This window comes from Achromobacter sp. ACM01, from assembly GCF_014851745.1.
Classification (GTDB): Bacteria; Pseudomonadota; Gammaproteobacteria; order Burkholderiales; family Burkholderiaceae_B; genus Achromobacter; species Achromobacter aegrifaciens.
Genome location: NZ_JACVAF010000001.1, coordinates 1547976 through 1562244, shown reverse-complemented (window position 1 = coordinate 1562244; position 14269 = coordinate 1547976). Strand labels below are relative to the sequence as shown.

At 67.9% G+C, this 14269-nt stretch carries 10 protein-coding genes and 1 pseudogene; 2 read left to right on the top strand and 9 right to left on the bottom strand.

Annotated features, from left to right (window positions below; translation table 11 throughout):
- Nucleotides 1-74: 74 nt before the first annotated feature.
- The 6 genes and pseudogenes from IB268_RS07260 to IB268_RS07235 form a co-directional block, all read right to left on the bottom strand.
- A complete protein-coding gene (locus IB268_RS07260) occupies nt 75-800 on the bottom strand; it encodes a hypothetical protein (RefSeq protein ID WP_082400762.1) in 726 nt (241 codons plus the stop codon).
- Between the two features lie 128 nt (nt 801-928).
- On the bottom strand, nt 929-3658 hold the full coding sequence (locus IB268_RS07255) for a nitrate reductase (protein WP_192354025.1): 2730 nt from the start codon (nt 3656-3658) through the stop codon (nt 929-931).
- Nucleotides 3659-3679: 21 nt separating this feature from the next.
- Nucleotides 3680-4882 (bottom strand): annotated as a pseudogene (locus tag IB268_RS07250) (NAD(P)/FAD-dependent oxidoreductase); the annotation flags it as partial.
- 8 nt (nt 4883-4890) lie between these two features.
- A complete protein-coding gene (locus tag IB268_RS07245; RefSeq protein ID WP_125473315.1) occupies nt 4891-5766 on the bottom strand; it encodes an ABC transporter ATP-binding protein in 876 nt (291 codons plus the stop codon).
- 4 nt (nt 5767-5770) lie between these two features.
- Nucleotides 5771-6601 carry a nitrate ABC transporter permease gene (gene ntrB, locus IB268_RS07240; protein WP_054451543.1) on the bottom strand — a complete coding sequence of 277 codons (831 nt, stop codon included), beginning with the start codon at nt 6599-6601 and terminating at the stop codon, nt 5771-5773.
- A gap of 24 nt (nt 6602-6625) precedes the next feature.
- A complete protein-coding gene (locus tag IB268_RS07235; protein WP_175163578.1) occupies nt 6626-7927 on the bottom strand; it encodes a CmpA/NrtA family ABC transporter substrate-binding protein in 1302 nt (433 codons plus the stop codon).
- Nucleotides 7928-8294: 367 nt separating this feature from the next.
- Between IB268_RS07235 and IB268_RS07230 the strand changes: the two genes are divergently transcribed.
- Together IB268_RS07230 and cysG are read left to right on the top strand one after the other, a co-directional pair.
- On the top strand, nt 8295-8906 hold the full coding sequence (locus tag IB268_RS07230) for an ANTAR domain-containing response regulator (protein ID WP_225588907.1): 612 nt from the start codon (nt 8295-8297) through the stop codon (nt 8904-8906).
- A gap of 103 nt (nt 8907-9009) precedes the next feature.
- Nucleotides 9010-10425: a siroheme synthase CysG gene (gene cysG / locus IB268_RS07225; RefSeq protein ID WP_192354024.1), complete on the top strand. Its 1416-nt coding sequence runs from the start codon at nt 9010-9012 to the stop codon at nt 10423-10425.
- A 71-nt stretch (nt 10426-10496) separates the two neighbouring features.
- Here the strand turns inward: cysG and upp are convergent, their stop codons facing one another.
- From upp to IB268_RS07210, 3 genes are all read right to left on the bottom strand, one after another.
- The gene (gene upp, locus IB268_RS07220) at nt 10497-11135 is read right to left on the bottom strand and encodes a uracil phosphoribosyltransferase (protein WP_054451547.1); all 639 of its coding nucleotides are present in this window, start codon (nt 11133-11135) and stop codon (nt 10497-10499) included.
- 186 nt (nt 11136-11321) lie between these two features.
- Nucleotides 11322-12746: a D-alanyl-D-alanine carboxypeptidase/D-alanyl-D-alanine-endopeptidase gene (gene dacB, locus IB268_RS07215; protein WP_370127277.1), complete on the bottom strand. Its 1425-nt coding sequence runs from the start codon at nt 12744-12746 to the stop codon at nt 11322-11324.
- A 186-nt stretch (nt 12747-12932) separates the two neighbouring features.
- Nucleotides 12933-14090: an ABC transporter substrate-binding protein gene (locus IB268_RS07210; RefSeq protein ID WP_054451549.1), complete on the bottom strand. Its 1158-nt coding sequence runs from the start codon at nt 14088-14090 to the stop codon at nt 12933-12935.
- Nucleotides 14091-14269 lie beyond the last annotated feature (179 nt).

Here is a 14269-nt window from a genome sequence, read left to right as displayed (position 1 = left end):
TCCTGTTGTGTGTCAATGACGGAACCATCATACCAGCCGCCATGCGGGAGACACGGCGCGCTTGCTACGGTGTGCTACTTGATTTGCGTAATCTCAACGGCGGATTTGACGCCGCCCTGATCGATGTCCTGCTTCATCACCAGATTGATCGCCGGACAGTACCAGTCCGTCACGGTGGTGTTCATGCCCGGGATGGGAATGGTCAGGCCCTGGAACGTGGCCATGGTGGGATCCGAATTGCGGGTGTAGGTAATCGGATGGCAGGACTGCGCGCCCAGCGCGGTGCTCACCGAAGTCTTCTGCCCCACGGTTTTCTCGCCGATGCGCACCGTGGTGCTGGGCTGGCCGCCGACGGGCGCCTCCTTGCCGATCTTCAGGCGGAACGACGAGCCAGGCAATTTCTGGCCGGCGCTGAGTTTGCCGTCATAGGCGAAGAGACCCAGCATGCGCAGGTCGAACTGGCCTTCGGAAGGCTTGGGCGCTTCGCCCGCGGAGGCATAGCGCAGGAAGGTGGCCTGGCCGCCCTTGACCGTCATCAGGTAATCCAGCTTGGACTTGCCCGGGGGCAGGCCCGCATAGCTGAACGTGGCCACGCCCTGCACGCGCGCGCGGCAGTTGTCGCCATTGCTTTTTGTAACTTCGGCGAAAGTAAGGTCGGCGCCCAGCGCCAGATTGCCGCTGCCGGTCAGTTGCACCGCGCCGCCGTCATGCATGAACTGCGCATCGCACACGCCGGCCTGCGCCGCAGCGGCCGCGCCCAGCGCGCCCACCGTAAAAACCAGGGATGCCATTTTTCGCATCGTCACAAGCCACTCCATGAATCCGGATAAAAACCGCCCGCGCCTGGCGCATGGCTGGCTTGATACTACACCGGTTGCGAGACGCGGCGCGTGTCGGAACGTGTCGGCCGCAGCCAAGCTGGCGGCGGCTATGCCGGTGCGGCGGCGCGCGCGGCGCGGCCGATCAGGGCCTGGATCTCCGGCACGCAGGAACCGCAGCCGGTGCCGCAACCCAGCGCAGTCTTCAAGGCCGCCAGATCGCAGCCCCGGGCGATGCCGGCAAGGATCGCGGCCTCGCTCACGCCATTGCAGACGCAGACCGTGCGCGAGCGGACCGCGCCCGCAATCCGTCCGGTCAGCAGCGCCGCCACGCTGGCCGGCGCATCGCCGCCGCCGGCCCAGGACAACAGCGTATCCTGCGCCCGCAGATCGCCTGCCAGCAGAAAGCCGCGCAAGGCGCCTTGCTCCACCTTCACCCTGCGCATCTGGCCGCGCGCGGGATCGTCGAAAGCCACGTCGGGCAGGCGCAGGTCCAGCGCATCCGCCATCGCATCCAGGACCTCTGCCGACGGCGCGGCGGGGGCTGCCAGACGCATCCGCACGCCACCCGCGCCCGCCGGCAGCACGACCGCGTAGTCGAAGCGCCGCAGCCAGGGCGCCAGCCGCGCGCGCAACACGACGCTGTCGCCCTGCAGCCAGCCCGCAGCCTGCCACGCCAGGCCGGCCGGTTCGGCGGACACGGCGCTGTGCTTGAGTTCCGGCTGGCGCGAGAGAGGATCGGCGGCCGGATTGGTCAGCGCGTTGACCCCATGTCCCGCCATGTAGGCGCTGCCCCAATGCATGGGCAGGAACACCAGCCCCTCTGCCAGCGAGTCGTCTTCCTGCACGGGTAGCACCACACTACCCCGGCGCGATGCCAGCATGGCCAGCGCGCCGGCTTCGAGCTTGAGCCGGCGCATGTCCTCGGGATGCATGGACACCCAGGGTTCCTCGACATGCTGCGTCAGCGCGCGGGCCAGGGATGTGCGCGCCATGGTATGCCAGTGGTCGCGCAAGCGGCCGGTGGTGAGCCGCAGCGGATATTCCGGCGTAGCGGCTTCGGCGACAGGGCGGTAATCCACATCGCAGAAACGGGCGCGTCCGCTGGCGGTGGGGAACATGCCATCGGCATACAGGCGCGCAGTACCCTGCCCTTGCCGATACGGCCATTGCTGCGGTCCGTGCGCATGCAGCGCCGCGTAATCCAGCCCGCTGTAATCCAGGTCCCGGCCCGCGGTCGTGCGGGCATGCTCGGCAAAGACCTCGCCTTCGTCCCGGTAGGCGAATAGCGCCGCCTTGGGCGGGGCTATGCGGGCGGCCAGGCGCAGCGCGACCTCCTGTGCCAGCCGCCAGTCCGGCAGCGCGTCGCCAGGCGGATCGATCGCGGCGTGCACCCGGCTGATGCGCCGTTCCGAATTGGTCACGGTGCCGGACTTCTCGGGCCAGGTCGCGGCGGGCAGCACCAGGTCGGCGTAGGCCAGGGTCTCGGTGCCTGCATACGCCTCCTGCACGATGACGAAGTCGGCGCGCTCCAGCGCCGCGCGCACCCGGGCCTGGTCCGGCAGGGACTGCGCCGGGTTGGTGGCCGCGATCCACAGCACCTTGATGCGCCCATCCAGCGCCGCGTCGAACATCTCCAGCGCGGTGACGCCCGGCGCCTGCGGCAAGGCGTCCACGCCCCACAGTGCGGCCGTCGCCTCACGGTCGGCCGCCGACGCGGGATCGCGGTGGCCCGGCAGCAGCGTGGCCATGCCGCCCGCCTCGCGCCCGCCCATCGCGTTGGGCTGCCCCGTCAGCGAAAACGGCCCCGCCCCCGGCTTGCCGATCTGCCCGGTCGCCAGATGCAGATGTATCAGGGCGGCGTTCTTGTCGGTGCCGCTGGTCGACTGGTTCAAGCCCATGGTGTAGAGCGACAGCGCCGCGCCGGCCGCGCCGAACCAGCGCGCCGCCTGGACGATGTCCTCCGCCGGCACGCCGCAGATCTCTTGCGCCGCTTGCGGCGTGTACCGCCGCGCGCGCGCCATCAAAGGCTCGAAGCCTTCCGTATGCCGCTGGATGTAGCCGTGGTCCAGCAACCCCTCCTGCTCCATGACATTGAGCATGGCGTGGAACAAGGCCACATCCGTACCCGGCGCCAGCTGCAGGTGCAGATCGGCGAAGGCCGCGGTATCGGTGCGCCGCGGATCCGCGACGATCACCTTGATGCCAGGACGCCGCGCCCGCGCGGCCTCCAGCCGCCGGAACAGCACGGGATGCGCATAGGCCATGTTGGAGCCGGCGATCAGCACCGTGTCCGCCAGGTCCAGGTCCTCGTAGCAGGCCGGTGGCGCATCCGCGCCGAGCGTGCGCTTGTAGCCCGAGACCGCGCTGGACATGCACAGGCGCGAATTGGTGTCGATGTTGTTGGTGCCGGCCAGCGCGCGAGCCAGCTTGTTGAAGACCGCGTAATCCTCGGTCAGCAACTGCCCCGACAGGTAGAAGCCCACCGCGTCCGGGCCATGCTGCGCGATGGCGTCGGCCAGCCTGGCCGCGGCGATATCCAGCGCCTGGTCCAGCGCGATGGCGCGCCGGGGGTGCGCACGCGTCTCGCGCCATTGCGCCGACAGCACACGCGCGCCATCGCGCCGCACCGTGTCCGCCAGCGCCAGGCCCTTGCTGCAGAGCCGGCCATGGTTGGCGGGATGCTGCTCGTCGCCGCGCACGCGCAGCACCGCGCCATCGCGCGCTTGCACCCGCACGCCGCAGCCGGTGCCGCAATAGCAGCATACCGACGCCACTTCGCGCACGCCTTGCGGCGCTGCGTCCGCGATATCGATCCGGCGAATCATGGGCGCGTCCATCCCTTATTCCTCCGCCGCGCCTTCGCCGTGCATGAGCCGCTCGCGCAATGCGCCGATGCGCCGGCCCTCGCGGATCAAGCGCACATACCAGGCGCTATCCGCCGTGTCGCCGTACAGGCAGGCGCCCACCAGCTTGTCGTCGCGGATCACCAGTTTCTTGTAGACGCCGCCAGGCGTATCGGCCAGCGTGATCGACTCGGTCTGTTGCCCTCCGGCGAAATCGCCGGCGGAAAACAGGTCGATGCCGGTGACCTTGAGCCGGGTCGACGTCACGCTGCCTTCGTAGCGGCCAATGCCGTGCAGCGCCAGATGGTTGGCCGCCACCTTCGCCTGCTCATACAAGGGCGCGACCAACCCATAGGCGGTGCCGCGATGGCTCACGCACTCACCCACCGCGTAAATGCGCGGGTCATAGGTCTGCAAGGTGTCGCTGACCACCACGCCGCGGTTCACATGCAGCCCGCAACGTTCGGCCAGTTCCGTGTTGGGTCTGACGCCCACCGCCATCACCACCAGGTCCGCCGGAATTTCTGCGCCGTCCGCGAAGCGCAGCGCACGCACCCGCCCGTCGGCCCCGCCCAGGATCTCGCGGGTCTGGCGCCCCAGCAGGAACTTCAGGCCGCGCGCCTCCAGGCCGCGGCGCAGCATGGCCGCGGCGCCGCCGTCCAGCTGCCTGTCCAGCAGCGCTTCCCCCAGATGCACCACGGCCACGTCCATGCCGCGCGCGGCCAGGCCGTTGGCGGCCTCCAGGCCCAGCAGGCCGCCTCCTATCACCACTGCGTGCCGGTAGCGCGAGGACGCCTCTATCATCCGGTTCACGTCGCCGATATCGCGAAAGGCGACGACGCCGTCCAGATCACTACCGGGCACCGGCAGAATGAACGGATTCGAGCCGGTGGCCAGCAGCAGCCGGTCATAGGGCGTCTCTGACCCATCGTCCGCCAGCACGGTACGACGGGCGCGGTTGACGCCCACGACCTTGCGGTTCAACAACAGGCGGATGCCGTGGCGGACGTACCAGTCCTCATCGTTGAGCACGATATCCCGCAAGCTCTGTTCGCCGGTCAGCACCGGCGACAGCAGAATGCGGTTGTAGTTGGGATGCGGCTCGGCGCCGAATACCGTGATCTCGTACAGGTCGGGCGTCAGCTTCAGCAGCTCTTCCAGCGTGCGTATGCCCGCCATGCCGTTGCCGACCACCACCAGCTTCTGCTTCGCATCCATGGCGGTCCCTACGCGGCGGCGCGCGACGCCCCGGCCTCGGCCAGCGGCTGCGGGTCCGCATCCAGCGCCGCGTTGGCCTGGAGCGCCGCCTGCGAGCGCTCGGGATTGCCATGGCGGCGATGCAGGAAGTCGACCACCGCGGCCCGGCACGCCAGATAGGCCGCGTCATTGGCCAGCCGTACGCGGTCGCGCGGACGGGACAAAGGCACGGGCAGGATTTCGCCGATGGTCGCGGCCGGGCCGTTGGTCAGCATCACGATACGGTCGGACAACAGTACGGCTTCGTCGACGTCGTGCGTGACCATGACGGTGGTGGTGTGCGTCTTGGCGACGATCTTCAGCAATTCGTCCTGCAGGTGCGCACGGGTCAGCGCGTCGAGCGCGCCAAAGGGCTCGTCCATCAGCAGCACGCCCGGCTCGATCGCCAGCGCACGCGCGATGCCGACGCGCTGCTTCATGCCGCCGGAAATCTCGCGCGGCAGCTTGTTCTGCGCTGGCAGCAGGCCCACCAGGTCCAGCGCCGCGCGTGTGCGCTCGACCAGCTGCGGGCGCTTCTCCTTGGCGCCGAACACCCGCTCCACCGCCAGGTACACGTTCTGGAAGCAGCTCAGCCAGGGCAGCAGCGAATGGTTCTGGAACACCACGGCGCGGTCCGGGCCGGGGCCCGTGATCTCGCGCTCCGCGCACAGCAGCACGCCGCTGGTGGGGCGGGTCAGGCCGGCGATGAGATTGAGCAAGGTCGATTTGCCGCAACCGGAATGGCCGATCAGCGTAATGAACTCGCCCTGCTCCACGGTCAGGTCGATGTCGCGCAGTGCCACGAAAGCGCCCTTGCGGGTGTTGAACGTCTGGCCCACGCGCTCGATGCGTACGTATTTCTTCATGGTGCTATTCCTCGGTATAGGTGTAGCGGCGGGCCAGGGCGACCAGCAGGGTTTCCAGCAGCAGCCCGACGATGCCGATCACGAAAATGGCGATGACGATGTGCTCCACCTTCAGGTTGTTCCATTCGTCCCAAAGCCAGAAGCCGATACCCGTGCCGCCGGTCAACATTTCCGCCGCCACGATCACCAGCCACGCGGTGCCGATCGACAGGCGCACGCCGGTCAGCATGTAGGGCAGCACGGCGGGCAGCAGCACCTTGGTGGTCACCTTCCATTCGGACAGGTTCAGCACCCGCGCCACGTTCAGGTAATCCTGCGGCACGCGCGCCACGCCGACCGCGGTGTTGATGATCATCGGCCAGATCGAACAGATGAAGATGGCCCAGATGGCGGCCGGGTTGGCCGCCTTGAACAGCAGCAGCCCCAGAGGCAGCCAGGCCAGCGGCGACACCGGCCGCAGCAGGCTGACGATGGGCGAGAACATTGCCCGCACCGCCGCATAGCGGCCGATGGCGAAACCCGCGGGGATGCCGACCAGCGCGGCCAGGCCGAAGCCCACCGCCACGCGCTGCAACGATGCCAGCAGGTTCCAGCCTATGCCTTTGTCATTGGGGCCGTTGTCGTAGAACGGATCGGAAAACAGCTCGACGGCGGCGCGCCAGGTCACGCCTGGCGTGGGAATCTCCGGTATCCGCATCGCCACCACCTGCCACACCAGCACAAACAGTGCGAAGCCCGCCACGGGCCCCACCACGGCCCGCAACGCGGATTCCAGGCGCTCGCGCCAGAGGGCGAGGAGTTCATCGCCGCGGCTCATACTCGTTGCGTCAGACATTGCATGCCCCTTTCGTATCGGCGCTCAGGCCTTGACCTTGAATCCGTCGGCGTAGGCGGCAGGGTTGCTGCCGTCCCAGACCACGCCGTCGATGAGTTTCGAAGTCCGCATCTCGCTGGCCGGCAACGCCGCGCCAGCGGCCTGCGCGGCCTGCTTGTAGAGGTCTATCCGGTTGATCTGTTTCGCCATCGCCAGATAATCGGGATGCTCCTTCAGCAACCCCCAGCGCTTGTGCTGCGTCAGGAACCACATGCCGTCGCTCAGGTACGGGAAATTGGCGGCGCCGTCGGCGTAGAAGCGCATGGCGTGCTCGTCCGTCCAGCTTTTCCCCAGCCCATCGTCATAGCGGCCCAGCATGCGATCGACGATGCCGCTCGCGTCCGTGTTGACATAGGACTTGGCCGCGATGGTCTCCGCGGTTTTCTGGCGGTTGGCGGGCGAGGCGTCGATCCATTTGCTGGCCTCCAGGATGGCGGCCGTGACTGCGCGCGCGGTGTTCGGGTGGCGCGACACGAAGTCCGCGCTCGTGCCCAGCACCTTTTCGGGATGGTCGGTCCAGATGCCCTGCGAAGTGACGGCGGTGTAGCCGATCTTGTCCAGGATGGCGCGCGCCCCCCAGGGTTCGCCCACGCAGTAGCCGTCCATGTTGCCCACGCGCATGTTGGCGACCATCTGCGGCGGCGGCACGGTGATGACCTTGGCGTCCTTCATGGGATGGATGCCGTAGGTCGCCAGCCAGTAGTAAAGCCACATCGCGTGCGTGCCGGTGGGAAAGGTCTGCGCAAACGTGTACTCGCGCTTGTCGGACGCCATCAGCTTGGCCAGCGATTCGCCGTCGCGCACACCCGCCGCCAGCAGCTTGTTCGACAGCGTGATGGCCTGGCCGTTCTGGTTCAGGCTCATCAGCACGGCCATGTCCTTCTTCGGCCCGCCTATGCCCAGGTGCACGCCGTAGACCAGGCCGTACAGCACGTGGGCCATGTCCAGCTCGCCGTTCATGAGCTTGTCGCGCACGGCGGCCCAGGACGCTTCCTTGGACGGCGTGATCGTCACGCCGTGCTTCTTGTCCAGGCCCAGCACCGAAGCCATCACGACCGAGGCGCAGTCGGTCAGCGGAATGAAGCCGATCTTGACCTCGGTCTTCTCGGGCGCGTCGGTGCCGGCGGCCCAGGCGCCGGCACGCACCAGCGGATCGACCAGCGACAGCAGGCTGGCGCCGGCCACCGCGCGCGCCGTGCCGCAAAGCCATTTACGGCGTGCGGCGTTGGCGCTGAGATCCCCGGCCGCGGCGGCTTCTGTGGAGGGGCTACGGGTCGATGGCGTCATGCATGGCTCCTGGCAAAAAAAAACGTCCCGCGCGCCCCGGATTCCCATCCGGTGGCGCTGCGGAACGTCGTTGTCCCTTGCCGCAGGTCGCGGCGCGTTGCGTCGGGCAACCTTCGTTGGCCGCCCGATTTCACTGAAGCAAACGCTGTGCCAGAAAGAAAAAAACATGGCCGGAAAGGCCGCCAGCCCGCGCCCCCGCTGACGCTGCCTCGCCAATCGGCGCGCACTCCGCGTTGACGGAAAACAGGGTGCGACCCAACTTGGTGCACCTCCGGCTGCGGCAGTGCACCATCCGCGTGCGGAGTGCGCTCCGCGGCTGTGCGCGACTGGCGGCCCGCGCGGCGCAACACGATGGCATGGAACTTGCATGACTGAAAGCATCAGGGGGAATCTCATGCTCAAGGTCATGCTGCTCAACGATGGCGAGGGACGCGCGGCGTCGCTGCGGCAAACGCTGGCCGCAGCCGGCGTACATGTCGTGGCCGAAATGGCGCCGGACATGGATCTGGCCGCCGCCATCGCCCAAGCTGCACCCGATGTGGTGTTGATAGACAGCGACGCCCCCGGCCGCGACACGCTGGAGAACGTATGCGTGGCCAGCGAACACAGCGACCGCCCGGTCGTGATGTTCACCGACAACGGCAATCGCGAAACCATACGCAGCGCCTTGCGCGCAGGCGTCGCGGCCTACGTGGTCGGCGACGTGCCTGCCGGACGCATCGAGCCGCTGCTGACGGTGGCGATCGAGCGCTTCGCCATGGAGAAGTCGCGGCGCGAAGAACTGCGCGAAGCGCAATTGCGCCTGGCCGACCGCCAATGGGTGGAAAAGGCCAAGGGCATCCTGATGAAGGCGCGGGCGATTTCCGAGGATGAGGCCCACGGCCTGTTGCGCCAGCGCGCCATGCAAAGCCAGAAGAGGCTGGGCGAAGTCGCGCGGGAGGTCGTGGAAATGAGCGCGTGGCTGGGCAAGGCCACTTAATAAGCTTTGGTTATATGGAACAAAGAAATCAAAAGTTGTGGGGATGAAGCCCCCTTCCTATGATCCAACGACACTATGCCGGGTACGCCCGAGGCTGGCATTCATGAAGCTTTTCCCGATTTTTGCCGATTTGAAAGACAGGCTGGTCCTGGTGGTGGGCGGCGGCGCCGTCGCCGAACGCAAGACGCTGTCCCTGCTGGAAGCCTCCGCCGACGTGCTGGTGGGAGCGCCGGAACTGACGCCCGCCCTGGCCGCGCTGGCCGCCGAAGGCCGCATCCGCCATTTGTCCGGCCGATTCGATCCCGCCTGGCTCGACGAAGTCTGGCTGGCGGTCGCCGCCACCGACGACCGCGAGACCAACGCCGCCGTCTCGGAGGCTGCCGGTGCCCGGCGCATCTTCAGCAACGTGGTGGACGATCCTGAGCTGTCGTCCTTCCAGGTGCCCTCCATTGTCGACCGCTCGCCCGTCATCGTCGCCATTTCCTCGTCCGGCGTGGCGCCGGTGCTGGCGCGGCGCATCCGGGAACGCATCGAATCGCTGTTCGACCATACCCTGGGCCAGTTGGCCGGACTGGCCGCCAGCTACCGCAAGCGCATCCGCGCCAGCCATCCCGACCTGGGCGCGCGCCGCCGCTTCTACGACTGGCTGCTGGACGGCCCGGTGGCCGGCTTCCTGCGCCAGCAGCAGCCGGCCCAGGCCGAAGCCGCGTTGGCGGGGGCCTTGGCGGCGCCGCGAACGCCCGACGCCGGCAGCGTGGTGCTGGTGGGCGCCGGCCCCGGCGACCCCGGCCTGCTGACGCTGAAGGCATTGCGCGCGCTGAACGAGGCCGACGTCATCCTGCACGACCGTCTGGTCAGCGCCGACGTCATGTCGCTGGCGCGCCGCGACGCCGAGCGCGTATCGGTCGGCAAGCTGCCCGGCGAAGACCATAACGCCACCCAGGCCCGCATCCACAGGCTGATGGTCGAGCACGCGCGCGCCGGCCGCCGCGTGGTGCGGCTCAAGGGCGGCGACGCCTTCATCTTCGGCCGGGGCGGAGAGGAACTGGAATACCTGCGCGCGCACGGCGTGCGTTATGAAGTGGTGCCCGGCATCACCGCCGCGCTGGCCTGTGCGGCCTATGCCGGCATCCCGCTGACGCACCGGGAACACGCCCAGTCCGTCCGCCTGGTCACCGCGCATTGCCGCGAAGACGAGGACAACCTGGATTGGCCTGCCCTGGCCCGTGAAAAGCAAACCCTGGCCTTCTACATGGGCGTGGGGCAACTGGATCTGCTGACCGACCGCCTGCTGGCCCACGGCCGTTCGCCCGACACGCCGTTCGCGCTGATCGAGAACGGCAGCCGGCCCGAGCAACGCGTGCTCTCGGGCACGCTGGAACAGCTGCCGGCCCTGGCCGCCGAACACGCGATCCGCTCACCCGCGCTCTTGATCGTGGGCGAAGTGGCGGGATTGGCTTCGCAATTGCAGTGGTTCGGCCAGCACCTGGACGGACGCCTGGAGCGTCTGGCAGCCTGAGGGGCCGGGGGCCCAATGCAAAACGCCAGCCTGCGGGCTGGCGTTTTTTGTTCGTGGCCGTACCCCGGCCGCTATTCCGTCTTCTGCGTGGTGCCGAAGATGCGGTCGCCGGCGTCGCCCAGGCCAGGCATGATGTAGCCGTGTTCATTCAGGCCGTCGTCGATGGACGCGGTGTAGATGTGCACGTCGGGGTGCTTGGCCAGCACGGTATCGATGCCCACGGGCGCGGCGACCAGCACCAGGGCGCGGATTTCCTTGCAGCCCGCGCGCTTGAGCAGGTCAATCGCGGCGACCATCGAGCCGCCGGTGGCCAGCATCGGGTCGACGATCAGCGCCAGGCGCTGGTCCAGTTCGCCCACCAGGCGTTCCAGGTAGGTATGCGCTTCCAGCGTTTCTTCATTGCGGGCCACGCCCACCACGCTGACCTTGGCGCCCGGAATCAGGCTGAGCACGCCGTCCAGCATGCCGATGCCGGCGCGCAGGATGGGCACCACGGTGACCTTCTTGCCTGCGATCTTTTCGACTTGCACCGAACCGCACCAACCTTCGACGGTGGCCGGCGCCAGCGGCAGGTCCTTGGACGCTTCATAAGTGAGCAGCGCGCCCACTTCCTGGGACAGCTCACGGAAGCTCTTGGTGCTGAGGTCGGCGCGGCGCATGATCCCGAGCTTGTGGCGGATCAGCGGATGGCGGATTTCGTGCACGGGCATGTGCGTAACTCTCCAGAGTATTGATAGACAGGGTATTCGCCTCAGGCGGAACCATGACGGCGCGGCGCGCTTTGCATCGCCCAGCCGTCGAGCCACATTTGAGGATCGTAATCGGTTTGGAAGGGAATTGTTATTGACCGCCCGCAGGATGATCCGAAGATACTCGCCGGCGAGGCGGAGGCATGTTTATTGTTCAGTGAGCCAGGCGATCAGGGCGTCGTCGAAGGCCCGCACGGCGCCCGCCTGTTCATGGTTGACGATGCTGACCACCACATAGCGCTTGCCGCTGGCGCCCAGCACGTAGCCCGCGATGGAACGCACGTCGCGCAGCGAGCCTGTCTTCAGGTGGGCCATGCCCGCCGTGCCGTCGCCCTTGAGGCGGCGACGTACCGTGCCGTCCACTCCCGCGATCGCAAAGGATGAAATGTACTCGGGCATGACCGGCGAGTTCCAGGCCACGGTCAGCATCGACGCCAGGCTGTCGGCCGACACCCGCGCGTCGCGCGACAGGCCGGCGCCGTTGTCGATGACCAGCTCGGGCATGTCCAGGCCCTGCCTGGCCAGCAGCCCCTTGGCCACGGCTTCGCTGCTGGAGACCGTGGCGGGCCGGCGGCCGCGCTCGGCGCCCAAGGTCAGCAGCAAGGTGCGCGCCATGACGTTGTTGCTGCGCTTGTTGATCTGGCGGATCGCCTCGGCCAGCGTGGGCGAATCATGCGAGGCCAGCACCACCGCGTCGGGCGGCACCATGCCGGAACGGACCTGGCCCTTGAAAGTGCCGCCCAGCTCCTTCCAGAGCATGCGGAACACTTCGGTGGCGTACTCGGGCTGGGACAGCGCCAGGCGATACAGGCTGAATTCGCCGCAGGAGCCGGCCACCTTGCCGTTCACGCGGATGGTCACGCCCTGCTGGGTGATCACCGGCTCGGTCGTCACCACCGGGGGGCCCGGGCAACGGGCATCGCTCCATTCGACGCGGCCCTCGATCTTCAGGCCCGGCAGCGGCGGATCGATCAGTGGCACCCATTTATTGGCGGCGGGGTCCGGCGTGAAGAGCAGCCGCATCGCGCCAAAACCCACCATCAGGGCGTCCGGACTGGCGTTGTAGGCCCGGTCCGGGGCGCCGTCGAAGGCGCCCGGGTCGGTCGCGACCTGGCCGAAGATGCTGCGGTCGATGACCAGGTCATTGATCTGCTTGACGCCGCGCAGGCGCAGTTCGCGCAGCAGCACCCACAGGTCCTGCAGCAGGAATTGCGGATCGCCGCCAGCCCGCAGGTACAGCGGGCCGCTCAGCACACCCTTGGCGTCGGGACGCGCGCCCGGCGCCGTCATGAATTCGGTGCGCCAGACGTAGTTGGGCCCCAGCTCGGACAACGCGGCCCAGGTCGTGACCAGCTTCATCACCGAGGCGGGATTGCGCGACTCCTTGGCGTTCAGCGCCACCAGGCGCGGCCCGCCCACCTCCTGCACCACCAGGGACAGGGAACTGTCGGGCAGCTTGCTGGCTTTCCAGGCGTTCACCACGTTGGGCGGCAGGCCGGGCACCTGCGCCCAGGCCGCGCCCGCCACCGCGGCCAGCAGCCCGCCGGCCAGCCATCGCTTCAGCCCGCCCATACGCTTATACGCTTGTCCCGTCATGCCACGCCCACCCGGTTGCTCGTCCTGCAAAACCGAGAGCATACAAAACCTGGACGAATTGCGGCGTGGGAGGCCCTCCCACCGCCAGCCCCGAACAAGCAAAAAGGCCTCTTGAGGACGCGGCAGATACATATTGCATGCGCAACGCCGGGGCCTTCCTCCTTATTTCTGCAGCCTCCACTTGCCGGAAGCCACGGTCGCCATCACCAGCGCCCGCTCATCCAGCCCGTTGTGGTCGGTGGGACTCATGTTGACCACGCCGGTCGCAGTGGGCAGGTTCTTGACGTTCTCCAGCGCATCGCGCAGCGCCGCCCTGAATTCGGGCGTGCCGGGCTTCGCGGTCTTCAGTGCCACCGGGATGGCCTGCTGCAGCAAGAGGCCGACGTCCCAGGTATAGGCGGCGAACAGGGACACGCTGCCCGCCCCGTTTGCCGCTTCATACTTCTTGGCGAAGGCCTGGGCGGTGGACTTGACGGGGTTGGTATCCGGCAGCAGGTCGGCCACCATCACCGGTCCCACCGGCACCCAGGCGCCCTCGCAGGCATCGCCGCAGACCCGCAGGAAGTCGTTGTTGGCCACGCCGTGGTTGAAATAGATCTTGCCCTTGTAGCCGCGTTCGCGCAGCGCCCGCGCCGGCATCGCGGCGGGCGTGCCGGAAGCGCCGACCACCACGGCGTCAGGCGCCGCGCCGATCACCTTCAGGGTCTGGGCCACGGCGGACGTGTCGGTGGGCGCGAAGGCTTCCTTGCCCACCACCTCGATGCCATGCTTCTTGGCCGCCTTCTCGATTTCCACCCAGAAGGTTTCGCCCAGCGCGTTGTTGAAACCGATGAAGGCCAGCTTCTTCACGCCGTTGGCCGCCGCATGCCGCGCGATGCCCTCGGCCATCAGCGAATCGGAGTGCGGAGTCTTGAACACCCAGCGGCGCTTGTCGTCCATGGGCTCGATCAGCCGCGCCGACGAGGCCAGCGTAATCACCGGCGTGGCGCCGCTGGCCACGGTGTCCAGCATGGCCATGGTGTTGGGCGTGGTGGTGGACCCGACGATCAGGTCCACCTTGTTCTCCGAGATCAGCTTGTGGGAATTGCTGACGGCGCGAGTGGTGTCGGAAGCGTCGTCCAGCACCACGTACTCGACCTTGACGCCCCCGATCTCGGTGGGCAGCAGGCTGATCGTGTTGCGTTCGGGGATGCCCAGCGAGGCCTGGGGACCGGTGGTGGACAGGGTGGCGCCGATTTTCACCTGGGCCAGCGCGGGCGCGGCGCCCGCTGCCAGCAGGGCGGCCAGCGCGGCGGCCATGAGGGTACGACGAGGGGTCATGCGGAGTCTCCTTGGATACGCGGATGTCTTATGCTTTGCGCCGATCCGCTACGGCGTGGAACTCTGTTTATACGGCGGGGAACCCGGCTGGCGGGCGCCTCGGTGGCCCGCTGCGGGTTTGTCCGAACGGCCTCGCAGCGCGGCGCGGCTGCGTTCTTGCTGGTCTCCACGTTGCCAGT